The sequence below is a fragment of the Georgenia alba genome (assembly GCF_042665525.1).
Lineage (GTDB): Bacteria > Actinomycetota > Actinomycetes > Actinomycetales > Actinomycetaceae > Allobogoriella > Allobogoriella alba.
The window spans coordinates 517,947-541,436 of record NZ_JBHTCQ010000001.1; the positions used below are offsets into that span (position 1 = coordinate 517,947).

At 68.8% G+C, this 23,490-nt stretch carries 20 protein-coding genes and 1 pseudogene; 13 read left to right on the top strand and 8 right to left on the bottom strand.

The window, feature by feature from the left end:
* Positions 1 to 3: 3 nt before the first annotated feature.
* From ACFQQL_RS02495 to ACFQQL_RS02510, 4 genes are read right to left on the bottom strand one after another with little or no spacing between them, the layout of a single operon-like run.
* Positions 4 to 987, bottom strand: a complete 984-nt coding sequence (locus ACFQQL_RS02495) for a glycine betaine ABC transporter substrate-binding protein (protein WP_382390910.1) — start codon at positions 985 to 987, stop codon at positions 4 to 6.
* Positions 987 to 1,763, bottom strand: coding sequence for an ABC transporter permease (locus tag ACFQQL_RS02500; RefSeq protein ID WP_382390912.1), 777 nt, complete (start codon positions 1,761 to 1,763; stop codon positions 987 to 989). Before ACFQQL_RS02500 ends, ACFQQL_RS02495 begins: the two co-directional genes overlap by 1 nt.
* A complete protein-coding gene (locus ACFQQL_RS02505; RefSeq protein WP_382390914.1) occupies positions 1,760 to 2,974 on the bottom strand; it encodes an ABC transporter ATP-binding protein in 1,215 nt (404 codons plus the stop codon). The genes ACFQQL_RS02500 and ACFQQL_RS02505 overlap by 4 nt, the downstream gene beginning before the upstream one ends.
* Entirely contained in the window at positions 2,967 to 3,608 is a 642-nt protein-coding gene (locus ACFQQL_RS02510; RefSeq protein ID WP_382390916.1) for an ABC transporter permease, read from the bottom strand. Before ACFQQL_RS02510 ends, ACFQQL_RS02505 begins: the two co-directional genes overlap by 8 nt.
* A gap of 792 nt (positions 3,609 to 4,400) precedes the next feature.
* Here ACFQQL_RS02510 and nrdH point away from each other — a divergent pair.
* The 4 genes from nrdH to nrdF all read left to right on the top strand — a co-directional run bounded on the left by nrdH (position 4,401) and on the right by nrdF (position 8,436).
* Positions 4,401 to 4,646, top strand: a complete 246-nt coding sequence (nrdH, locus tag ACFQQL_RS02515) for a glutaredoxin-like protein NrdH (RefSeq protein ID WP_382390918.1) — start codon at positions 4,401 to 4,403, stop codon at positions 4,644 to 4,646.
* 130 nt (positions 4,647 to 4,776) lie between these two features.
* Complete coding sequence (gene nrdI, locus ACFQQL_RS02520) at positions 4,777 to 5,193, top strand: class Ib ribonucleoside-diphosphate reductase assembly flavoprotein NrdI (protein ID WP_382390920.1); 417 nt, start codon at positions 4,777 to 4,779, stop codon at positions 5,191 to 5,193.
* Positions 5,163 to 7,319 (top strand): class 1b ribonucleoside-diphosphate reductase subunit alpha, encoded by a 2,157-nt coding sequence (gene nrdE / locus ACFQQL_RS02525; protein WP_382390922.1) that lies wholly within the window; start codon positions 5,163 to 5,165, stop codon positions 7,317 to 7,319. The genes nrdI and nrdE overlap by 31 nt, the downstream gene beginning before the upstream one ends.
* A gap of 142 nt (positions 7,320 to 7,461) precedes the next feature.
* Entirely contained in the window at positions 7,462 to 8,436 is a 975-nt protein-coding gene (gene nrdF, locus ACFQQL_RS02530; RefSeq protein ID WP_382390924.1) for a class 1b ribonucleoside-diphosphate reductase subunit beta, read from the top strand.
* A gap of 79 nt (positions 8,437 to 8,515) precedes the next feature.
* On the opposite strand, the gene ACFQQL_RS02535 is transcribed toward nrdF, so the two are convergent.
* Together ACFQQL_RS02535 and ACFQQL_RS02540 are read right to left on the bottom strand one after the other, a co-directional pair.
* The gene (locus ACFQQL_RS02535; protein WP_382390926.1) at positions 8,516 to 9,322 is read right to left on the bottom strand and encodes an ABC transporter permease; all 807 of its coding nucleotides are present in this window, start codon (positions 9,320 to 9,322) and stop codon (positions 8,516 to 8,518) included.
* Entirely contained in the window at positions 9,319 to 10,194 is an 876-nt protein-coding gene (locus ACFQQL_RS02540; RefSeq protein ID WP_382390928.1) for an ABC transporter ATP-binding protein, read from the bottom strand. Before ACFQQL_RS02540 ends, ACFQQL_RS02535 begins: the two co-directional genes overlap by 4 nt.
* 121 nt (positions 10,195 to 10,315) lie before the next feature.
* On the opposite strand from ACFQQL_RS02540, the gene ACFQQL_RS02545 reads away from it, so the two are divergent.
* Complete coding sequence (locus tag ACFQQL_RS02545; RefSeq protein ID WP_382390930.1) at positions 10,316 to 11,290, top strand: TetR/AcrR family transcriptional regulator; 975 nt, start codon at positions 10,316 to 10,318, stop codon at positions 11,288 to 11,290.
* Between the two features lie 215 nt (positions 11,291 to 11,505).
* Here ACFQQL_RS02545 and ACFQQL_RS02550 read toward each other — a convergent pair whose 3' ends face one another.
* Both ACFQQL_RS02550 and ACFQQL_RS02555 read right to left on the bottom strand, forming a co-directional pair.
* Positions 11,506 to 11,664 (bottom strand): hypothetical protein, encoded by a 159-nt coding sequence (locus tag ACFQQL_RS02550; RefSeq protein WP_382393836.1) that lies wholly within the window; start codon positions 11,662 to 11,664, stop codon positions 11,506 to 11,508.
* Between the two features lie 112 nt (positions 11,665 to 11,776).
* A pseudogene (locus ACFQQL_RS02555) lies at positions 11,777 to 12,319 on the bottom strand (spermidine synthase); the annotation flags it as partial.
* Between the two features lie 89 nt (positions 12,320 to 12,408).
* On the opposite strand from ACFQQL_RS02555, the gene ACFQQL_RS02560 reads away from it, so the two are divergent.
* From ACFQQL_RS02560 to ACFQQL_RS02595, 8 genes are all read left to right on the top strand, one after another.
* Complete coding sequence (locus ACFQQL_RS02560; protein WP_382390932.1) at positions 12,409 to 13,851, top strand: RDD family protein; 1,443 nt, start codon at positions 12,409 to 12,411, stop codon at positions 13,849 to 13,851.
* Between the two features lie 46 nt (positions 13,852 to 13,897).
* Entirely contained in the window at positions 13,898 to 18,478 is a 4,581-nt protein-coding gene (locus tag ACFQQL_RS02565) for an FtsK/SpoIIIE domain-containing protein (protein ID WP_382390934.1), read from the top strand.
* A gap of 96 nt (positions 18,479 to 18,574) precedes the next feature.
* Positions 18,575 to 18,862: a WXG100 family type VII secretion target gene (locus tag ACFQQL_RS02570; protein WP_382390936.1), complete on the top strand. Its 288-nt coding sequence runs from the start codon at positions 18,575 to 18,577 to the stop codon at positions 18,860 to 18,862.
* A 242-nt stretch (positions 18,863 to 19,104) separates the two neighbouring features.
* Positions 19,105 to 20,811, top strand: a complete 1,707-nt coding sequence (locus ACFQQL_RS02575; RefSeq protein WP_382390938.1) for a periplasmic substrate-binding domain-containing protein — start codon at positions 19,105 to 19,107, stop codon at positions 20,809 to 20,811.
* Between the two features lie 38 nt (positions 20,812 to 20,849).
* Entirely contained in the window at positions 20,850 to 21,086 is a 237-nt protein-coding gene (locus tag ACFQQL_RS02580) for an antitoxin VbhA family protein (RefSeq protein ID WP_382390940.1), read from the top strand.
* A 183-nt stretch (positions 21,087 to 21,269) separates the two neighbouring features.
* Positions 21,270 to 21,989, top strand: coding sequence for a WXG100-like domain-containing protein (locus ACFQQL_RS02585; protein ID WP_382390942.1), 720 nt, complete (start codon positions 21,270 to 21,272; stop codon positions 21,987 to 21,989).
* A gap of 9 nt (positions 21,990 to 21,998) precedes the next feature.
* A complete protein-coding gene (locus ACFQQL_RS02590; protein ID WP_382390944.1) occupies positions 21,999 to 22,601 on the top strand; it encodes a hypothetical protein in 603 nt (200 codons plus the stop codon).
* Positions 22,588 to 23,490, top strand: a complete 903-nt coding sequence (locus tag ACFQQL_RS02595) for a hypothetical protein (RefSeq protein WP_382390946.1) — start codon at positions 22,588 to 22,590, stop codon at positions 23,488 to 23,490. The genes ACFQQL_RS02590 and ACFQQL_RS02595 overlap by 14 nt, the downstream gene beginning before the upstream one ends.

Below are 23,490 nucleotides of genomic sequence, written 5' to 3' on the forward strand. Positions count from 1 at the left end.
CGCTCAGCCTCGGCTGACCAGGCCCTCCTCGACGAGCCAGTCCATCGCGACGTCCGCCGGTTCCTGGCCCTCGACGTCGATCCGGCCGTTGAGCTCGATGAGCTGCTCGGTGTCCAGCCGTGGCGAGATCTGTGCGAAGACCTCCTCGATCTCGGGGTTCTCCTCGAGGACCTCGGTCCGCACGATCGGCGCGACGTCGTACGGCGGGAAGAACTGCCGGTCGTCCTCGATGACGGTGAGGTCGAGGGACTGGATGCGTCCGTCCGTCGTGAAGATCTCGCCGAAGTTGCACTCACCGTTGGCCGTGGCCTGGTAGATCGCGCCGGTGTCCAGCACGGAGATGTTCTCGGACGGGATGCCCTGCGGGTCGTCCAGCGGGATCCCGTAGTGCTCGAGCATCGGCTCGAGACCGTCCGACCGGCTGCGGAACTCGCTCTCGACGCACAGCGTGCGCTCCTCGACGGGTACCTCGGCGAGCTCGGACAGACTGTCGATGCCGATCTCCTCCGCCGCCTGCGGCCCCATCGCGAACCCGTAGGTGTTGTTCATCGGTGCGGGCTCGAGCCAGGTGATCCCGTTCTCCAGGTCCGCGTCGTGGACCGCCTGGAACTGCTCGTCGAAGTCGGCGATCTTGGGCTGGCCCATGTAGGAGGTCCAGGCGCTGCCGGTGTACTCCCACTGGACGTCGGTGTTGCCCGAGAGCATCGCCTCGCGTGCCGCGGCCGAGCCGGGGATGTTCGTGGCGTCGGTGACGTGGTACCCGGCGGCCCGGAGGGCGAGCACGGCGATCTTGCCGAGCAGGAGCTGCTCGGTGAAGTTCTTGGCGCCGACCGTGATGGTGACGTCTCCGGCGCCCTCGATCTCCTCGATCCCGGCCGGCGCCACAGGCGGCGCGTAGCCGGACGCGGGCTCCAGGCCGCAGGCGGCCAGCGGCACGACGGTGGCCAGTGCGGCCAGGCTGGTGAGGGAGCGGGTACGGCGTTTCATCACACACCTCGGGGTCGGGCGACGTGCTCGACGACCCGGCCGAGCCAGTCGATGAGCAGGGCGAGCAGGGCGATGAGGAGTGCGCCGGAGACGAGCAGGCGGGGCAGGAAGAGGTTGACGCCCGTGGTGATGAAGATGCCCAGGCCACCGGCGTTGATGAAGACGGCCAGGGCCGCGGTGCCGACCAGGAGCACGAGCGCGGTGCGGAGACCGGCGAGGATGACGGGCACGGCGATCGGCAGCTCGACGCGCCACAGGACCGCGAGGGCGGACATGCCCATGCCGCGCCCGGCCTCGATGAGACGCGGGTCAACACCGGACAGGCCGACCATGGTGTTCCGGAGCACCGGGAGCGCGGCGTACGCGACCAGCGCGATCACCGCGGTCCACCTGCCGAACCCGAGCGTGGGCACCATGGCCAGCAGCACGAAGAGCCCGATCGCGGGTGCCGCCTGACCGATGTTGGCGACGGCCACGACCGGTCCGGCGAGCCCCTTGAGCCGCCCGCGGGTCAGCAGGATGCCGAGCGGCACGAAGATGACGATGACGATGCCGGCGGAGACGAAGGTCAGCCACAGGTGCTCGACGAACGCCGTGCCCAGGGCGCGCCAGGAGAGCGTCGGTGCCTCGCCGAACGACAGCTCGGCCGTCAGCCGCCAGACCAGCCAGCCGGCCGCCACGGCGAGGACGGCGACGGGCTGGACGATCAGGCTCCGCCAGGGCTTGGTCCCCTCGGTGGTGTCGAGGTCCGCCTGTGCGGTGCGGGTCTGGCTCACGACGCGCCCCCGGCGGAGGGCGCGGGGTTGTCCTCGGCCCGCGGCCCGCTCGACGGCGTCATGAAGGACATCACGGCATCGACCGTCAGGTAGCCGGCGTAGGTGTCCCGCCGGCCGGTGACGATGACCCCGTTCTGCGAGGCGGTGAGCATGGTGTCCAGCGCCTCGTTGAGCGTGGCGCGGCGGGCGAGCGTGGGCAGGTCCTCGTCGACCTGGCCGCCGATGGTGTCCTCGCGCTCGAGCTCCTCCAGCCGGTGCCAGCGCAACGGACGGTCCCGCGCGTCCAGGACCACGACGTAGTCGTCGCCGGCCGCACGTGCGCGGGCGACCGCGTCCGCCGCGGGCGTGCCGACCGTCGCCGTCGTGCCGGTCCTGAGCTCGACGTCGCTGACCCGGGTGAGGTCGAGGGTCTTCAGGGCGGCCCCCTTGCCCACGAAGTCGACGACGAAGTCGTCCGCCGGGTTGGTGAGGATGACCTCCGGGGTGTCGAGCTGCACGATGCGCGCGCCGACGTCGAGGATCGCGATCCGGTCGCCGAGCTTGACCGCCTCGTCGAAGTCGTGGGTGACCATGACGATGGTCTTGCCGAGCTCCTCCTGGATGTTGAGCAGCTCGTCCTGGAGGCGCTGGCGCGTGATCGGGTCGACCGCGCCGAAGGGCTCGTCCATGAGCAGCACGGGCGGGTCGGCGGCGAGGGCGCGCGCGACGCCGACGCGCTGCTGCTGACCGCCGGAGAGCTCCCGCGGGTACCGGTTCCGGTACGTCTCGGGGTCGAGGCCGACGAGGTCGAGGAGCTCCTCGACCCGGGCCTCGATGCGCGCCTTGTCCCAGCCGAGCATCCCCGGGACGATGCCGACGTTCGCGGCGACGGTCATGTGCGGGAAGAGTCCACCGGCCTGGATGACGTAGCCGATGCCACGGCGCAGCTCGTCGGCGTTCTTCCGGGTGACGTCCTCGCCGTCGAGGACGATCGAGCCCGAGGTGGGCTCGATGAGCCGGTTGATCATCTTCAGGGTGGTCGTCTTGCCGCACCCGGACGGACCGACGAGGACCAGGATCTCGCCGGCCTGGATGTCGATGTCGACGCTGTCCACCGCCGGCCGTTGCTGGCCGGGGTAGCGCTTGGTGACCTGCTGGAGCTGGATCGAGGCACCGGTGGCGCTCGACGCGGGTCCCGGTGCGACGCTCTCGGTGGTGGTGGGCTCAGGCACGGATCCCCCTGGAGATGGTGAGGCGGGCGACCAGCACGAGCAGCAGGTCGACCACGAGGGCGAGCAGGACGACGGCGATGGTGCCGATGAGGGCGAGGTAGGTGGCGTTGGCGCCACCCAGTCGCGACAGGCCGGAGAAGATGAGCCCGCCGAGCCCCGGGCCGAGGACGTAGGCGGCGACGGCGGCGATGCCCATGACCATCTGGGCCGAGACCCGGATGCCGGCCAGGATGACGGGCCAGGCAAGCGGCAGCTCGACCCGGGCGAGCGTGGCGAGCCGGCTCATGCCGATGCCGCGGGCGGACTCGACCATGCCGCGGTCGACGCCCGAGAGCCCGACGACGGCGTTCCGGAGAATCGGCAGCACGGCGTAGAAGGTGATCGCGACGACGGCCGGGACGACACCGAACCCGAGGGCCGCGAGCAGGAGGCCGAGGAGGGCGAAGGACGGGATCGTCAGGCCGATCGCCGAGGCGGAGTTCGCCATGGAGGTCAGCCGGGGGCTGCGGTACACGAGCACGGCGATCATGAGAGCGATGGCCGTGGCGAGCACCACGCACTGGAGCACGAGGCTGACGTGCTGGTACGAGAGGAAGAGGATCTCGTCCCGTCGTTCGACGACGTAGGCCCACATGTGGCTCTGATCCCCTCCGGTGGCGGTCGCTGGTCGGCGCCGCACACCTGGTGGCTGCCGCAGGTGTGCGCCAGTGGTGCGGCAGCCGTTGACCGTACAGGTATCCCCATGACCGTGCAGGTGCCAAGACATGGCGCCGGGCCACATCAGGCAAAGCGCGCGCCAAGTTCAGTGGTGAGGCCGGTGCGAACGTCGTCTCACATCGCAGACGAACTGTCCATACTCCGCGGGCTCGCCTTGCGGACCGCGCTGCAGTGTGCCTGCCTGGCGTCGCAGATCCGCGACCCGCCGGATCCGCGACACGCCGACCTGCCGCGACACGCCAGAACTTCCGGTCGAATCTCCGCCGACTGCCGCGGGTGGGTCTCCTGCGATGCCCACAGCGTGTGGATCGATCGCCTCCGGTGATGTCCACAGGTCCACGGCCGCCCGCGCCCGCGCCGCCGGAGAGCGCCACCGGCGGTGCGGGCACGGTCCATGTCAGTGGTCCGCGGAAGACTGGTCCAAGACCGGCTGGTCACCGCCGTCGAGGGGCGCTGCGAGCTCTGTCCACAAGGCGTCCCCAGGGGCGGCCCGGCCGGTCCACAACAGGGATTCAGGCCGAGCCGGCGGTTCGAGGCGCAACACGCCGAGACCCAGCATCTTGGGGTTCCACCACCCAGGGACCCCCAGGTGTAGTGTTGAGGGACCGCGGAGAGGCATACTCCCGGACAAATCACACGGATGTTGTTACACGAGGGTCAGACGTGGTTCTGACCAGTGACGACGCACAAGACAAGGAGTTCGGCCCGGATGAGCATCACCGTCTACAGCAAGCCGTCCTGCGTCCAGTGCGACGCCACCTACCGGGCGCTGAACAAGCAGGGACTCGAGTACGAGGTCGTCGACATCACGGCCGACGCCGAGGCGCTCGAGAGCGTCAAGGCACTCGGTTACCAGCAGGCGCCGGTGGTCTTCGCGGACGGTGACCACTGGTCGGGCTTCCGCCCGGACAAGATCAAGGCGCTCGCGGCGCAGAAGGCCGCGGTCAGCGCCTGAGGTCGACGGACGGGACACGCAGTCTTCGGCCGGACCACCGCGGCCCGGTGGTCCGGCCGAACACCAACCGTCACCGCTCACGGAGCGGACGGCGGGCAGGGGGAACAGGCATCGCTGAAGGAGGGCAGTGATGGGCACGATCGTCTACTTCTCCTCCGCCACGAACAACACGCACCGGTTCGTGGAGAAGCTCGGCATGTCCGCGCACCGCATCCCGCTACGGCCGCGCGACCCCTTCCTGCGCGTGGACGAGGAGTACGTCCTCATCCTCCCTACCTACGGGGGCGGTGACGGGAAGGGCGCGGTGCCCAAGCAGGTCATCCGGTTCCTCAACGACGAGCACAACCGGTCCTTGATCCGTGGGGTCGTCGCCGCCGGGAACATGAACTTCGGTACGGGCTACGGCCTGGCGGGCGACATCGTCGCCGCCAAGTGCGGGGTGCCGTACCTCTACAGATTCGAACTCATGGGAACGACCGAGGACGTGGAACGCGTCCGCGAGGGATTGGGGCAGTTTTGGCAGCAACGCTCACTGATACCGGCGTAAGTGTGGCCGGCGCGCCTCAGCTCGACTACCACGCGCTGAACGCGATGCTCAACCTGTACGACGCGGACGGCAAGATCCAGTTCGAGGCGGACAGGGAGGCGGCGCGCCAGTACTTCCTCCAGCACGTCAACCAGAACACGGTGTTCTTCCACACGCTCAAGGAGAAGCTCGACTACCTGGTCGAGGAGGGCTACTACGAGGGCGAGGTCCTCGCGCGGTACTCCCACCAGTTCCTCACCGAGCTGTGGGACCTGGCGTGGTCGAAGAAGTTCCGGTTCGAGACGTTCCTCGGCGCGTTCAAGTACTACACCTCGTACACGCTGAAGACCTTCGACGGGAAGCGGTACCTCGAGCGCTTCGAGGACCGCGTCGTGATGGTGGCCCTGACGCTGGCCGACGGCGACGAGACGCTCGCGCGCAGCATGGTCGAGGAGATCCTGTCCGGCCGGTTCCAGCCGGCCACCCCGACCTTCCTCAACGCCGGCAAGGCTCAGCGCGGCGAGCTCGTCTCCTGCTTCCTCCTGCGGGTGGAGGACAACATGGAGTCGATCGCCCGTGGCATCAACTCCGCGCTGCAGCTCTCGAAGCGGGGTGGCGGCGTGGCGCTGTCCCTGACGAACATCCGTGAGTCCGGCGCCCCGATCAAGAAGATCGAGAACCAGTCCTCCGGCGTCATCCCGGTGATGAAGCTCCTGGAGGACTCCTTCTCCTACGCGAACCAGCTCGGGGCGCGGCAGGGCGCCGGCGCGGTGTACCTCAACGCGCACCACCCGGACATCATGCGGTTCCTCGACACCAAGCGGGAGAACGCCGACGAGAAGATCCGGATCAAGACGCTCTCCCTCGGCGTCGTCATCCCGGACATCACGTTCGAGCTCGCGAAGAAGAACGAGGACATGTACCTGTTCTCGCCGTACGACGTCGAGCGCGTCTACGGCAAGCCGTTCTCCGAGGTCAACGTCTCCGAGTGCTACCACGAGATGGTGGACGACGCCCGGATCAAGAAGACCAAGCTCAACGCGCGCGGCTTCTTCCAGACCCTCGCCGAGCTGCAGTTCGAGTCGGGCTACCCGTACATCGTCTTCGAGGACACGGTGAACCGGGCCAACCCGGTCAAGGGCAAGATCACCATGTCGAACCTGTGCTCGGAGATCCTGCAGGTCTCGACGCCCTCGACGTACGAGGACGACCTGTCCTACGCCGAGGTCGGCAAGGACATCTCGTGCAACCTGGGTTCGCTGAACATCGCCAAGACGATGGACTCCCCGGACTTCGGCAAGAGCGTCGGCACGGCCATCCGTGCTCTCACGGCGGTCTCGGACCAGACCCACATCTGGTCGGTGCCGTCGGTGGAGAAGGGCAACAACGACTCCCACGCGATCGGGCTGGGGCAGATGAACCTGCACGGCTACCTGGCGCGGGAGCGGATCCACTACGGGTCCGACGAGGGCCTGGACTTCACCAACATGTACTTCTACACGGTGGCGTTCCACGCCATCACGGAGTCCAACAAGCTCGCCATCGAGAAGGGTCGGGCGTTCGCCGGCTTCGAGGATTCGAAGTACGCCACCGGCGAGTACTTCACGAAGTACATCGAGGGCACCTGGGAGCCGCGGACCGAGCGGGTGCGGCAGATCTTCGCCGACGCGGGCGTTCACATCCCGACGCAGGACGACTGGCGGGAGCTGGCGGAGTCGGTCAAGCGGCACGGGATCTACAACCAGAACCTCCAGGCGGTCCCGCCCACCGGCTCGATCTCCTACATCAACAACTCGACCTCCTCGATCCACCCGATCGTGTCCAAGATCGAGATCCGCAAGGAAGGCAAGATCGGGCGCGTCTACTACCCGGCGCCGTACATGACGAACGACAACCTGGAGTACTACCAGGACGCGTACGAGATCGGCCCGGAGAAGATCATCGACACCTACGCCGAGGCCACGCAGCACGTGGACCAGGGCCTGTCGCTGACTCTCTTCTTCAAGGACACCGCGACCACCCGGGACGTCAACCGGGCGCAGATCTACGCGTGGCGCAAGGGCATCAAGACGCTGTACTACATCCGGGTGCGCCAGATGGCGCTCGAGGGGACCGAGGTGGAGGGCTGCGTCAGCTGCATGTTGTGACCCGTCGGCGGGCCGGGTGTCCCCGGCCCGCCGCAGGGCGTTCACGACGGCGGTAGCGTCCGTCGTCGCCGGTGGCTAACCCACCAACCGCACGAACCGACCCGGCTGAGAGCCGGACAGACGTACAGGAGAGGCACCGAGAGTGTCGGAGAAGCTCAAGCTGGTCAGCAGCGTCCAGGCGATCAACTGGAACCGTGTCCAGGACGAGAAGGACGTCGAGGTCTGGGACCGTCTGACGGGGAACTTCTGGCTTCCGGAGAAGGTGCCGCTCTCCAACGACATCCAGTCGTGGGCCACGCTGAACGACGACGAGAAGCTCATGACCACCCGGGTGTTCACCGGTCTGACGCTGCTGGACACCATCCAGGGCACGGTCGGTGCGGTCTCGCTGATCCCGGACGCCGTGACCCCGCACGAGGAGGCCGTCTACACGAACATCGCGTTCATGGAGTCGGTGCACGCGAAGTCCTACTCCTCGATCTTCTCGACGCTGATCTCCACCAAGGAGATCGACTCCGCCTTCCGCTGGTCCGAGGAGAACGAGAACCTCCAGCGCAAGGCGCAGATCGTCATGGACTACTACCGCGGGGACGACCCGGAGAAGCGGAAGGTCGCCTCCACGATGCTGGAGTCGTTCCTCTTCTACTCGGGCTTCTACGCGCCGATGTACTGGTCCAGCCACGCCAAGCTGACGAACACGGCCGACCTCATCCGGCTGATCATTCGCGACGAGGCCGTCCACGGGTACTACATCGGCTACAAGTTCCAGAAGGCGCTGGAGAAGGCGGACGCCGCGCGCCGGCAGGAGCTCAAGGACTACACGTTCGAGCTCCTCTTCGAGCTGTACGAGAACGAGGAGCAGTACACCGAGGACCTCTACGACCCGCTCGGTCTCACCGAGGACGTCAAGGCGTTCCTGCGCTACAACGCCAACAAGGCACTGAACAACCTCGGGTACGAGGCGCTCTTCCCGTCGGACCAGACCCAGGTCAACCCGGCCATCCTGTCCTCGCTCAGCCCGAACGCCGACGAGAACCACGACTTCTTCTCGGGCTCCGGCTCCAGCTACGTGATGGGCAAGGCGGTCAACACCGAGGACGAGGACTGGGACTTCTGACGAGCCCGAGGCACGCAGAGCGAGCGCGTAGCGCACGGCTTTGGGACAGGGCAGGATCGCCCCGCCGCCCGCGTGACACTCAGCGGTCGCGGGTCCGCGGGAAGCGCCACACCACGAGCCCGACGGCGACGGCGATGATGCCGGCGCACCACGCCAGTGCCGCGCCGGTCGAGGTCTCGCCGCCGACCAGGAGCCCCCGGATCGACTCGATCACCGGGTTCACCGGCTGGTAGGTCGCCATCGGCTGCAGCCACTCCGGCATGGTCTCGATCGGGGCGAAGGCGCTGGAGAGATAGGGCAGGAAGAGCAGGCCGAACCCGTAGGCGTTGGCGCTCTCCGGGCTGCCGGCCACGAGGCCCACGAAGGCGAAGAGGGCGGTGATCGCCACGATCCACAGGGTCACCAGGCCGAGCGCACCGAGCCACTCCAGGACCGTGGCGTCCGGCCGGAAGCCGACCGCCAGGGCGACACCCAGGACCACAACGGTGGCGACGAGGTTGCGGATGACGCTGGAGACCGTATGCCCCACCAGGACGGTCGACGCGACGATGGGCATGGTGCGGAAGCGCCGCATCGCGCCGCGCGTGATGTCGTGGTTCACCGAGACCGCGACCGAGGCCGCGCCGAAACCGGCCGTGGTGAGGATGATCCCGGGAACGACGTAGTCGATGTACCCGTCGCCGGCGATGGCTCCGCCGAAGACGTAGGTGAACAGCAGCATGAGCATGATCGGCAGCACGATGGCCATCAGCAGGCCCTCGCCGTCACGCAGGCTGTGACGGATCGAACGTCCGATGAAGACCCCGCTGGATCGGAGCGGTCCGACGCCGATCGGGACGGCCGTGCGCGGCGATGGCGGGGCGGGTGAAGCGGTGAGCGTGCTCATGCGACGGCCTCCTTGGCTGGCGTGCTGCTGGTGAGGGTGACGAACGCGTCGTCGAGGGTGGGGGAGCGGAGCTCGACGTGCAGGTCGCGCTCGGCCGGGTCCAGGCCGGCGAGGGCGCGCTCGACGGACGTGACCGTGCCGTCGGTGTCGATGCTGCGGATCTCGGCGCCGTCGTCGTCGAGGACGACGAGGCGCTGTCCGCCGACGCGCGCCGTCAGCTGGGCGGCGGTTCCGTCGGCGATGACCCGGCCGTGGTCGAGCACCGCGATGCGGTCCGCGAGAGCCTCGGCCTCGTCGAGCGTCTGGGTCGTGAGGAAGATCGTGGTCCCGCTCGCGGCCAGGGTGCGCACGTCCTCCCACACCCGGCCACGGCTGACCGGGTCCAGACCCGTCGTGGGCTCGTCGAGGAAGAGGACGTTCGGCCGCCGCAGCATGGAGGCCGCCAGGTCGAGGCGGCGGCGCATACCGCCGGAGTAGGTGGCGACCGTGCGCCCACCCGCCTCGGTGAGGCCGAACTGCGCGAGCAGGCGGTCGGCGCGGTCCGGGGCGTCACCGCCGAGCCCGAGCAGGCGCCCGAGCATCACGAGGTTCTCCCGACCGGTGAGCAGGCCGTCGAGCGTCGTCTCCTGGCCGGTGACGGCGAAGTGCCGGCGCGCCCCGGCGGGGTCCCGCGCGACGTCGACGCCGCAGACCTGTGCGGTCCCGCCGTCCGGCCGGACCAAGGTGGTGAGGATCGAGACCACCGTCGTCTTGCCCGCCCCGTTCGGTCCCAGCAGGGCGAACACCCCGGCCGTGACGTCGAGGTCGAGGCCGTCGAGCACCGGTTGGTCGTAGGCCTTCCGCAGGCCCGAGATGTGAATGGTGCCGTCCATCGGCCTTCCCTCCGTAGTGTTTGCGTCGCACACAGTATGTAGTACATACAGTATGCGGTCAACACAGTTTGGCAGGCATACTGTGGTGCACGGTTCCTTGACGCCGGTCCGGAGGTGACGCGTGGCAGATGACGACGACGAGGTCTCGCGCGTGGTGGCGCTCGCGTGGGGCGTTGCCGCAGCACCGCAGCGCGGGCCGAAGCGGGAGCTGAGCCACGAGCGCATCGTCGAGGCTGCGATCGAGATCGCCGACACCGAAGGGCTGCAGGCGGTGACCATGCAGCGGGTCGCCCAGGCGTTCGGCTTCACGACGATGGCGCTGTACCGCTACGTGGCGACGAAGAGCGAGCTGTACACGCTCATGCTGGACGCCGCCGTGGGCGACGAGGTCGTCCCCGTCGACGCCGAGGACTGGCGGACAGGCCTCGAGCAGCTGTGCCGGTGGCTCCTCGGCATCTACGAGGCGCACCCGTGGTTGCTCGAGATGCGCCTGTCCCTCGAATCGCTGCTGCTACCGGGGCAGGTGCGCGTGGCGGACGCCGGGCTGCGCGCGATGGAGACGCTCCCGGCCACACCCGAGGAGCGCCTGGGCCTGCTGCAGCTGCTCTCGACCTTCGTGCGAGGACACGCGCGGATCATCCATGACGTCGAGCACGGGCCACCGGTGTCGGCGGCGACGGCGGGTCTGCTGCGCGAGGTGGTCACGCCGGCACGGTTTCCTGGACTGGCTCCCGTGGTGCAGTCGGGCGTCTACCACGGTGCGGACGAGCCGGACACACCGGACGACGTGGGGCTCGGTGACCCCGAGGGGTTCCGGCTCGGGCTGACGATCCTGCTCGACGGGATCGAGTCCGCCTTCGGCGGCAGGGACGCGCCACCGTCGTCCGAGTCCGTGCGCGCGCTGAGCCCGCAGGAGCAGCTGGAACGCGCGCAGAGCGAGCTCGAGCGAACGGTCGCGCTCCGGAAGGCGACCCAACGCCGCGCCAACGAGCTCGTCAAGGCGGAGAGCCGGGCTCGTACCGCCCGGGACCGGGCGAAGGAGGCGGCCAAGGCCGCCGCCAAGGCCGCGGCGGCCTCGGGCACGAAAGAACCTTGACTCGACCGGCCCGGACCCCGGGGGTCGGAGGAGGCCAGAGGCAGGAGCTCTCTTACGTCGGCTTCCTCCTCGACAAGTCCGACCTTGCGCGGCTGCGTGCCGCCCTGGTGTCGGCCCGGGGATAGCCCGTGCGGTACCGCGTCGGTGGCGTCCGGGTCGGCGGTCCCCCAAGGTGGTGGGAAACGAGCGATCAAGGCACATCTGTCTTCACGCGGTCAGGACGAGGGTTTCGGCGACCACAAGCCGTCCGCGTCCGTGACCGGCTCGGCGCCGTCGATGAGCTCGTCGATGTCGGTGACGAGTGCGGCACGCGGGGTGTCGCCGGCGAGCGCCGCCCGGATCGGATCCGGCTCGATGGGCGAGGCTGAGGCCACCAGGATGGCGATTCCCGAACCGAACGCCGTGCAGCACCGAGCCTCGGACAATCATCGCCACGTGCTCGAAGGTCTCCCGCAAGGTGGCGAGCTCGCGCCGCGTGAAGAGGAGGTCGGGCCCCGCGACGGAGTTGACGACCAGCCGACCGCCGGGGTTCAGGATCTCCCGCGCGCGGCGGAAGCACTCGAGCGAGGTGAAGGCCGGGGGGATGCGTCCGCCTGCGAACACGTCGACGACCACGCCGTCGAGGCCGGTCTCGTTCGTGCGGTCCAGCCAGCAACGGCCGTCGCCGACCGTGACCGTCACGCCGGCCGGGACGCCGAACCGGTTCCGCGCCAGATCGACAAGCGCGGGCTCGAGCTCCACGACGATCTGCCGGGAGGCGGGCCACCGGTCGGCCACTGCGCGCGGGAGCGCAAGCAGCGCACCACCGATATGTGCGCACGACCCCGTCGTGCCGACGTCGAGCGCGGCGAGCATCCAACGCGCCGCCGGGAGGGGCGGGCGAGCACCTGGCGACCCGACCTGGGACTGCCGGATGCGGTCCACCCACAACGACCACCCGTCGGCGAGTTCGATGAGCTCGGCGACGGTGCCGTCGGACAGGGTGACCTCATCGCGAGCCCGCTTGCGGGGCGCGGGCGGGATTGACATGCGGTGATCGTGCCAGACAGCATCCCGGCACCATCGGTACTCTCGATGCGCAGAAGACCAGGTTGCGCAGGGCGGCAGGAGGCATCGCGGTGACGATCTGGGAGGTCGACGACCGCGACGACACGGTCGAAGGGCTGGACGAGGACGGCAAGCCGGACCCCGCCTACGCCGCTGCGCTCGGCCTGGTCCCTGCACCGCTGGGGCGACGGGCGATCGGGTTCGCCATCGACGTCGTCGTGTATCTCATGCTCCAGGTGCCGTACTGGTTGCTGACGGTCCCCCTCCTGCTCATGTTCTTCCAGGGCCGGATCAGCTGGTACGGGGTCACGGAGCACCCGAACCTGGTGTGGGCGATCGTCGGTATCTCGGTGTCGTTCGGTCTGAGCCTGGCGTACTGCGTCGTGCAGATCGCCTTGCATGGCCGCGCCGGTCGGACGCTGGGCAAGGGCGTCATGGGGTTGCGGTCAGTGAACGTCAAGACCCTCGAGCGCCCGGGCATCGGTCGGGTTCTGCTGCGTGCCATCGTGCTGTGGGGGTCAGGACTCTTGATCGTCGGCCCTCTGGTGTTCCTTCTCTCCCCCCTCTTCGACGAGCAGAAGCGGGGCAGGGGCTGGCACGACATGGTGGGGCGCCTCTGGTTCGTCGACGCACGGAAAGGGCTCAACCCTTACGACAAGAAGCGCATGCGGGTCGCCCGCAAGACCGTCACCGCAGACCCGGTACCGCAGGCGAAGCAGCTTCCGTCGCTGGCCACCCGGCCAAGCGGCGACCCCGAGCCGTACCGACCGGGCACGCGGGTGAGCGCGGGGGTGCTCGGCGTGGCACGACCGTACGACGGCGGTCAGCGCCCGGTGGTGGGCCTCGGCACCCACGAGATGCGCGCGGAGCCCGAGGTCCAGAGCGCGGCGACACCGGGCACCCCCGTCCTCGGCGGTTACCGGCCGTCGGGGAAGCAGGAGGAGGCGCCGGCGTTCCCGTCGGCTTCCGCTCGGCCACGCCCGGTGGCTGGGCCGGACTCCGGCATCGTGACCGAGGCTCCGCATACACCGTGGCCGGCGGAGGAGCAGCCGGCACGACCGCCGTTCCCCCAGCAGTCCGCGCCAACCCAGCAGGGCCCGCCACCGGGCAGATCGATCCCAGCAGGGCCGGCGCCGGCCAGGCCGAGCTCGCCACCGGCGCAGGCACAACCGGTGCCCGAGTCGCGGCCGGCCTACGCACTACGCACGGACGCCGGGGAGACCCACGCCATCACCGGGCCGACGGTGCTGGGCCGGAACCCGGTGGCGACCGAGCGCGTCCGGGGCGCGCGGCTCGTCCCCGTACCCGATGACACGCGCTCGGTCTCCAAGACGCACTTCGCCGTACGTCCCGTGGCCCAGGGCGTGGAGGTCCTCGATCATCGCTCGACGAACGGAACCTTCGTGGTCCACGACGGTGCCGAACGCAGGCTGACGCCGTGGGAGCCGGCCATGGCGCTCGCCGGCGACACGATACGGTTCGGTGATCGCACTGCGGTGGTGGTGCGCGCATGAGGAACGTCGCTGGCACCGTCGACCGCATGAACCGGGGGCGTGAGGCGTGAAGGTCAAGCTGACGTTGCTTCGAGACGGCGTCCCACCGGCGGACATCGTGGTCCGCGCCGACTCCACGGCCACGGCGGCGGACGTCGCGCGGTACATCGCCGCCGGCGACCCGGCCAGGACGGTCAAGGCGCGGCCCGAGGATGTGCTCACCCTCGCGGTCGCGCCGCCGACCGCGGAACGTCTCGAGCCACTCCCACCGGATGTCCCGATCGGCGAGGCGCCGATCGGCTCAGGGTTCGCGGCGGCGGTGCACAACCTGGGACCGCAGAGCGCAGAACCGGCAGCTGTCGGCTCGCGTGACGTCGTCGGCGTGCTCCGCGCGGTCGAGGGCCCGCTGCGCGGCCAGGAGTTCCCACTCACCAAGGGACATGCGTCCATCGGGCGGGACCCGCGCAACGACATCGTGCTCGCGGATCCCATGGTGTCCAAGCGGCATGCGCGGATCGAGGTGTCCGGCCCCGTCGAACTGGTCGACCTCAACTCGGCCAACGGCGTGCTGGTCGACGGCGTTCCCGTCCAGCGCGTGCGCCTGATGCCCGGCGAGCCCCTGGTCATCGGAGGCACAACCCTGGTCATGTACCTCGCTCCCACACAGGAGGAAACGACCCAGGCAGAGCCGGTGCTTGAACGTGGCGGCGGGCTGCTGTTCAACCGGAGTCCGCGGGTCGAGGTGCGCTACCCGGGAACCAGGTTCCCCGCACCACGGATGCCCACCGAGAAACTCGGAAACCTCTTCCCGTGGACCGTGCTGCTCGCACCGATCTTCATGGGCGTCGTGCTGTACCTCATGACCGAGCGGCCGCGCGTGCTGCTGATGGTCATCATGACGCCGTTGATGATGCTCGGGAACTTCGTCAACCAGTCGCGCCAGGCGTCCAACAAGCAAAACCACGCGGCCGTGCTGTTCGAGCGGCAGTACGAGGAGCTGGAGGAGAAGTTCTACCGCGGCAAGCCCGAGGAGGAGCGGGCCCGGAACGAGGAGGTTCCACCGGTCGCCGAGGTGTTCGAGCACGCGATGCGCCTCGGGCCCATGCTGTGGACCCGACGTCCCGAGCACTGGAACTTCCTCGCCGTCCGATTCGGCACCTGCCGAGACGAATCTCGGAACTCCATCCTGGAACAGGACCAGCCCGATGGCCTGCCCGAGTACATCGATCGCATGGAGCGACTCGCAGAACGCTACAAATTCGTCGACGACGTGCCCGTTCTCGAGTCGCTGCCTGCCGTCGGCTCCGTCGGCGTCGCCGGGCCGACCGGCCCCGCCTCCGACGCGATCCGAGGTCTGGCCGTGCAGGTGTTCGGCCTCCACGCACCGAACGAGGTGGTGGCCGTCGCGTTCGCGGACGGCGAATGGGTCCCCGAGCTCGAGTGGATCAAGTGGCTTCCGCACACCTCCAGCGAGACGAGCCCATTCCGGGATCTACCTCTGGCGGACTCTGAGCCGACCGCCAACGCACTGCTCGCGAACCTCGAGGAGTACGTACTCAGTCGGACAGACAAGCCCGAGCGCAGGGGACCCTTCGATGAAGAGTGGAACCCGATGCTGTACGGATCGGACGTCAACCGAGCCAGTGAGGGATTGAGCATCAAGGGGCCCATCTCTGTCATCGTGCTCGTGACGTCCAACGCCCCGGTGGACCGGGCTCGGCTCACCCAAGTCCTCGAGCGTGGCGCGGACATCGGGGTGCACGCGCTCTTCGTCTCGCCGACGATCGAGTCCCTGCCGGCGGTGTGCCGGAGCTTTCTCGACGTCACCCCGGGACTCGAGGACGCGAACGCCGGCCTCGTCCGGAACGGCGAACTGATCGAGCACGTCAAGGTCGAGGGCGTCTCGGGCGCCTACATGGACAGCTTCGCCAAACGGCTCGCACCGGTCGTCGACGCCAGCACGGTGGTGCACGACGCGTCCGACATCCCGAGCGCGGTGGGCTTCGTGTCCCTCGTCGGGTACGAGGTGGCGGACGACCCGGACGCCGTTGTCGAGCGCTGGCGGCAGAACAACACGATCATCGACCGGTCGGACGCCCCGCGGCCTCGCCGCAAGAGCGCGGGAAACTTGCGCGCGATCGTCGGGCAAGGTGTCTCTGACGCCATGACGCTGGACCTGCGGTCGCAGGGACCGCACGCGCTCGTCGGCGGCACGACCGGCGCGGGCAAGTCCGAGTTCCTCCAGGCGTGGGTGCTCGGCATCGCCTCGGCGCACAGCCCGGACCGCGTGACCTTCCTGTTCGTCGACTACAAGGGCGGGTCTGCCTTCGCCGACTGCGTGGACCTCCCGCACTGCGTCGGCCTCGTGACCGACCTCAGCCCGCACCTCGTGCGCCGCGCCCTCACCAGCCTCCGGGCCGAGCTCCACCACCGGGAGCACCTGCTCAACCGGAAGAAGGCCAAGGACCTCCTGGAGCTGGAGCGGCGGCAGGACCCGGAGACGCCGCCAGCCCTGATCCTCGTCATCGATGAGTTCGCAGCGTTGGCGACCGAGGTTCCGGAGTTCGTCGACGGCGTGGTCGACATCGGTCAGCGCGGCCGCTCGCTCGGGATCCACCTCATCATGGCGACGCAGCGTCCGGCCGGTGTCATCAAGGACAACCTGCGTGCCAACACGAACCTCCGGGTCGCGCTGCGGATGGCCGACACGCAGGACTCGGAGGACGTCGTGGGGGAGCCGGTCGCGGCGACGTTCCCGCCGACGCTGCCCGGCCGCGCGGTCGCGAAGACCGGCCCCGGCCGGCTGGTGCACTTCCAGTCCGCGTACGCGGGCGGCTGGACGAGACGCGACGAGGTCGACGAGGTCGATGTCAAGGTTGCCGAGCTCCGGTTCGGTTCGACGACGGAATGGGAGCCGGAACGGGCACCGGAGTCCGACACGGTGGACGATCTCGGACCGAACGACCAGAAGCGCATCGTCGACACGCTCGTCCGTGCGGCTGACGTAGCCGACCTCCCCGTGCCGCGCCGCCCGTGGCTCGACGAGCTCGGTGACGTCATCGAGCTGCGCGACCTCCCTGGCGAGGGAGACACCCGCATCGTGCTCGGCATGGCCGACCTGCCCGAACGGCAGCGGCAGGACCCGGTCCACTATGCGCCGGACCGGGACGGCTCGCTGGCCGTCTTCGGGATGTCCGGGTCCGGGAAGTCGAGCGTGCTCAAGACCATCGCCACCGCGGCGGGCATGCAGCCCGAGATCGGGACGGCGGTCGTGTACGGCCTGGACTTCGCCTCCGGTGCCCTCGGCGTGCTCGAGCGGCTGCCGCACGTCGGATCGATCGTCGACAGCGACGACCCGGAACGCATCCAGCGGCTCCTGCTCACGATCCGGCGCGAGCTCGACCGGCGGTCCACGCTCTTCGCGAAGGCGAGCGCCGCCAGCCTCACGGAGTACCGAAAGCTCGCCGACCCGACGATGCCGCGGATCCTCCTGCTCGTCGACAACTTCGTCGACTTCCGCAAGGAGTGGGAGTACACGTCGGTCCGGATGCCGTACTACCGCGGCGGCTTCATGCGTGTGCTCGGCGAGGGGCGTCCCCTGGGTGTCCACGCGGTGATCACGGCGGACCGAGGTGGCTCGGTCCCACCCGCCGTGCTGTCGAACATCTCCCGCCGGCTGGTGCTCCGGCTGTCCGACCCGAACCAGTACGTCGTCGTCGGCGCGCCGAAGGACGTGCTCGACGAGGAATCGGCGCCGGGGCGCGCGCTCGTCGACAAGAACGAGGTGCAGATCGCGATCCTCGGCGGCACCACCAACGTCGCCGACCAGTCGAAGGCGCTGAGGACACTCGCGTCCGAGTTGCGGGCGGTCGGGGTGCCCGAGGCGCCCGAGATCGGTTCCCTGCCGACCCGTCTCGACGTCACGGAACTCCCGGACCGTGTCGATGACCTGCCTGTCATCGGGATGGCGGACGAGACGCTCGCCCCGCGCGGCTTCGACCCGGTAGGCTCGTTCGTCGTCACCGGGCCCGCCCAGAGCGGCAAGACGAACACCCTGCGAGTCCTCGTGACGGCGCTCGAACGATTCGACCCGGGCGTCCGGCTGTTCCACTTCGGGAGTCGGCGCTCCGAGCTGAACGACTACCGCGACTGGATCCGCAGCGCGGTGCGGCCGGACGACGAGAAGGCGCTCGCTGAGGAGCTCACCGAGCTCGTCAAGGACGAAGCGGCGACCGCCCGCATCCTGATCGTGATCGAGGACATGACGCACCTGGTGGACGGCCCGGCGGACCGGCCGATGCGTGCGTTGCTGCAGGCTGTCAACGACAGCGAGCACATGCTCGTAGGTGAGGCCGACGTCACCCGTGCAGGCGGGAACGTCGGTGTCCTCGGGGAGTGGAAGTCGCTCCGGCAGGGCATCGCGCTGAAGCCGGACACCTACGACGGCGACAGCATCTTCAAGGCGTCGTTCGGGCGGGTGAAGCGATCCGACTTTCCGATCGGGAGAGGATTCTTCGTCCAGGGCGGTCGGGTCATGCTCACCCAGACGCCGCTCGTCACCAGGGACGGTCGGCCGGCACGCCCCGCTCCTGTTCCCGGCAACGGTGCGCGCGCCGACGAGTCGGCCCCGGCCGCGCCCGTTGGGTAGTACTACCCATTGCAGCACGCTGAAGGCGGCTCCTAGATTGATGCGCGGCAGGACCAGAACGAGCCCGAAACCTGAGAAGCAGGGAGGCAGGAACGCATGTCTGACTTCAACATGAACTACGAGGAGATGCGGGACACCGCGACCAAGTTCCACAACGGGAAGGACGCGATCGACACCGTTCTCGACGAGCTCCGGCAGAACTCCTCCGACCTCACGGCGGAGGGCTTCACCACCCAGGTCGCCTCGGACCAGTTCGACGGCAACGTCGAGGACCTCATCAGCCAGCTCAAGGACGCGGGCGACGCGCTGGACGCCATCGCGGACCAGCTCGACCTCATGGTCCAGAGCACCGAGGAGTACGACGAGGTCCTGGCCGGCGGCTGAACCACCGTCCTTGGACCACATCTCGTGGGGTCGACCGCATGGTCGGCCCCACCGGTCTGTCCCGGCATGGTGTGCGCCGGCGTCGGTGACCTTGCCGGACGGCTCGGGGTGGAAGCCCTAGAATCGCCCGGGGCTTGCCACGAACGAGGAACGAGGGGGTCAGCGTGCCGCGAGGGTGGCGACGTCGCGCAGCGCTCGCCGTCGCGGGCGCGGTCACGCTGGCCGCGTGCGGGGCGAGCCCTATGCCCACGTCGGTGGTCCCCGATTCGCTGGTCACGGTCGGCTGGGCCGAGAACCTCACCGGCACCAATGCCGCGGCGAGAACCGGCGCCGCGCCGGGTAACCTCGACGTCGCGGCGCTGACCCGCAGCAGGTTCGCCACGGAGGTCGAGGGCGCCGTCGTTCCCGACGAGTCGTTCGGGACGGTGACGATCCGGGACCAGGAGCCGTTCACGGTGCGTTACGACCTTGCCGAGCCGAGGTGGTCGGACGGCATCCCGCTCGACACCGCCGACCTCCTGCTCGCGTGGGCGGCAGGTTCGAACTTCCACGCACCGGAGAACTTCAACCCCGTCGACGCGATCACCGAAGACGGTTCGCTGGATGTGCCGCAGGACGTGGCGTGGTTCGACTCGGTGCAGCGGGGCATCGTGCAGAGCGACCAGGTCCCGTCCTACGACGAGTTCGGTCGGTGGATCGAGGTCCGGTTCGCCGGTCCGGTCGTGGACTGGCAGACGGCACTCGACGTCGCGGTCCCAGCGCACGTCGTCGGGGCGCGCGCGCTGGACATCACTGACCCCATGGAGGCCAAGCAGGCCGTCATCAGGGCGATCGTCGAGGGCGACGCGGAGGATCTCGCGGCGATCGCCGACGTGTGGAACACCGGCTTCGACCTCACCGGCGATGACGCGCCTCCCGCCGGTGCCCTGCTCTCGTCCGGGCCGTTCCGGATCGAGGAGATCGACTCCAGCCGGCCGGACGCGCAACGGGTGCGTCTGATGGCCAACAACGAGTACGCCGGCCAGCCCACCCCGTTCCTGGAACGGGTCGAGCTCATCGAGGTCGGCACAAACCAGCTGGACGACGTGGGCGACCTGTACAACGTCACCCAGATCGCGCCGACGCCGGACAACCGGGAGGCTGTGCGGGACCTGGAGCGCCTCGACTTCCCTGTGACGTCCACCCACGACGGCACGATGTGGACGTTCATGCTCCGCACTGATCGCGGACCGTTCAGGTCCCGTGAGGCTCGTCTCGCCTTTCTCCGGGCCGTTCCCGCGGGCGAGATGCTCGAAGCGGGTGCCGGCGAGTGGCGAGACAGCTACGAGGCGGCGAATACGCTGCTCTTTCCTCCGGGTGCTGAAGGTGAGGAGATCGCCATGGAGGACTCGGGCTTCGTGGAGCTCATCGACGGCGCAGAGGGCGAGCCCGCACAATGGCGCGCCGGCGCCGGCGTCCCCGACGGTGCGGACGTGTGCGTGCTGTCCGAAGTAGGCGACCCTTTCGCCGAAGGCGCCCTGGACGCGATGCGGGACGGTATGGCGGAGGCCGGGTGGGACGTGTACGGCTGCGGCGGCGGCGACATCGCGGCGGCCTCTCAGATCAGCGACGAGTGGAACGCCGTCTTCACCCGGGTGCCGGTGCCCACCAGCCCAGCAGAGCTCGCGGTCCAATGGGGCTCCAGCGGGCTCGCCAACCACACCGGCCTAGCCGACGAGCGACGCGACCAGCTCATCCAGGCGTACGGACGAGCGACGGACCCATATGCCGTGCGGGACGCGCGGATCGCGATCGAGACCTCTCTCGTCAACGACGCCGTCGCCTATCCGATCGCGATGAACCCGGTGGTGACCGTCGCGGACCGTGACGTGACCGGGGTGGCGCCGGTGCCGGGCCGGGTCGCCGGCCTGGCGGCGTCCGCCGTCACGTGGCAGGTGGCGACCGACTGAGAGCCGGATACCCTGCCGACCGGAGGAGGGTGGGTGACATGACAGAGAACGAGGACAACCCGCACGCGGACCGGGAGAAGCGCCTGGAGGAGGCCATGAAGGGCGCCGAGCTCGCCGGGATGGATGTGACACCGGAGACCTTGCGTGACGGGCTCGACTACATCGACGGGCTCATCGACGAGGATGAGCTCGCCGAACGCGTCAAGGAGCGCTACGGCATCAGGGACGTGCCGGCGAAGTACTTCCCGGCCACGCCGCGCGACGACGAGGAGTGATCGATGTGGTCGAGCTCAAGGGCATCGGCCGCTGACGCTCCGTGTCAGCCCACCGTCCTCGCGGATGCCGACGACGGCTCGGGTGCGACGGCGAGCCCCACCCGCAGTGGTGAGTTCTCCCCATGGTGCGGCCTACGGGACGTGTTCTAGCGTCTGTGCTCGGTAACGGACCTTGGGGGACAGATGGGCATCAACATCCCGGGCGAGCTCTCGTTCGTGCTCGATCTCCTCGGCTACGAGTGGCCGGACATCGACGAAGATGAGTTGCAGAACGCCGCGGTGCTTCTGCGTGAGTACCGTGACGACCTCGAGCAGACCTTGCTCGACCTGGACACGCGCATCGACTCCGACTTGAATGACGCGTTCGTCTCCCAGGCCGGTCTGGCGATGATCCAGGCGTGGCAGGACAACCGCACGCAAAACACCGAGCAGGTGCTGGAGGTCCTGCCGGGTGCCGCGGACGGCGTCGATGCCCTGTCCTACGCGGTGCTGGGCATGAAGACGAAAGTGATCGTCGAGCTGACGATCACCGCGGCGCAGATCGCGGCAGCTGTGGCCGCGGCGGTCTTCACCGGTGGCATGAGCATGGCGGCGCAGGCCGCCATCATCGCGGTTCGGAAGAAGGCCCTGGACATCGCGACCGAGCTCGCCGTCGAGGTCATCGCGGCGGAGATGCTCGTGCGCGTCATGACCCCGCTGCAGGACGACGTCGAGACCTGGATCCAGGCCGTGCTGACAGCCCCGGTCGTCACTCCGGCCGGCAGCCCCGGCCAGCTCATGGAGGTCGACTACACGATCATGACCAACCTGGCCGACCTCATCGAGCAGACGGCTGACGAGCAGGAGGCCCTGGGCGAGGACTACGCCGCCCGCTTGCTCGCTCTGCCGATCTTCACCGCATAGGAGCCACCGATGCCACACCCGTTCAGAGAGCTGGTCCAGGAGATGCTGGACATCACGCCCGATGCTATGCGGAGAATCAGCAGGGGAAACGGCGATCGCGGCCGCGACACCGCGCAGCGCACCCGCGACAACACGAACGACATCCAGGACCACGACGGCAACGTCCACAACGACGTCAACAGCAACAACGGCCCGGTCAGGGAGTACGAGGTTGGCAGGTACGAGGACCTCAAGCGCCGGGAGCAAACAGGCGACGGCCTGGAGCACGACCACATTCCGTCGAAGCAGGCGCTCAAGCTGGCGGCGCAACGGAAGGCCGCCCGCGAGGGCAAGACCTTGTCCGAGGCCGACCTGCGGCGGATCGAGAACCGTGGAATCTCCATCGAGATCATGCGGGACCTGCACGTCGCGGGCCGTACCTGGGGCAGCAAGAACAAGGCTCTGGCCGACGTTGACTCCCAGGACCTCGGCGCGGCGATGTGGAGGGACCTCCAGGCCCACTGGGATAACCTGGTCGACAAGGAGGACGTGGACCTCAACGGGGTGCTGGACCAGTTCGCCGAGCTGGTGAGGCGCAACAAGGAAGCGGGGATCGACATTGGCGACGTCTGAGTGGACCGGCGAGATCGGGACCTACCTGGCGGCTATGGGGGGCCGTGAGGGTGATGCCGCGGTCGACCGGGCCATCGCGCTCGCCGGCGGCGCGCTCTCGGCCAACGAGTACAACATCGACGTACCGACGAAGTACGTCGCCTCTGAGGGCGGGACGGAGTTCATGTTCGAAGACGGGGTGCTCCACTCTGTCCTCCTCCACGGACCCGGATCGCAGGACGGCGCCTACCCGCGCCCGTCTGCTCTCATCGACGGCCTGAGCCTCGACTCCGGTCGGGAGCAGCTGGAGTTCGTGCTCGGCGAGCCGCACCGCTCGACACCCGGATACGTCAAGTACAAGGTCGGCGACTGCTTCGTGAACTTCACCTTCGCGGATGACGTCGTCAAGGACGTCCAGGTGCAGCGGACGGACGTGGGTGCCGACGCTCCCGTCGCGCCCGCTCCAGCGCCGGAGGCGGAGATCAGCGGCGAGCTCGCCACCATCATGGCCGCGCTGGGGACGGAGTACGGCTCCCGCGAGATGGGTGCCGTCGTCCTGCTGACCGGGCCGAACGCACGCGAGCACGCCATGGAGGACGGCAAGGCCGGGCGGTATGTCACCTTCGGCGACAGCGGTGTGGACCTCCTGTACCGAAACGACCGCCTCGTCGGCGCCACGGTATATGTCTCAGGGGAGGAGCGGGACCTCTACCCCCGCCCCGAGAAGCTCATCGACGGTCTCCGCCTCCCTGCGCGCCGCATGAAGGTCAACATGGTTCTCGGCAGCCCGACAGACAGGTCGTCCGACATCGACCTGTACAGCGTGGGGGAGATCGACGTCATGTTCGACTACGCCGACAAGTACGTCCGCACCATCTCGGTCGCGATGCCGGGCGCACAGGCGGAGTAG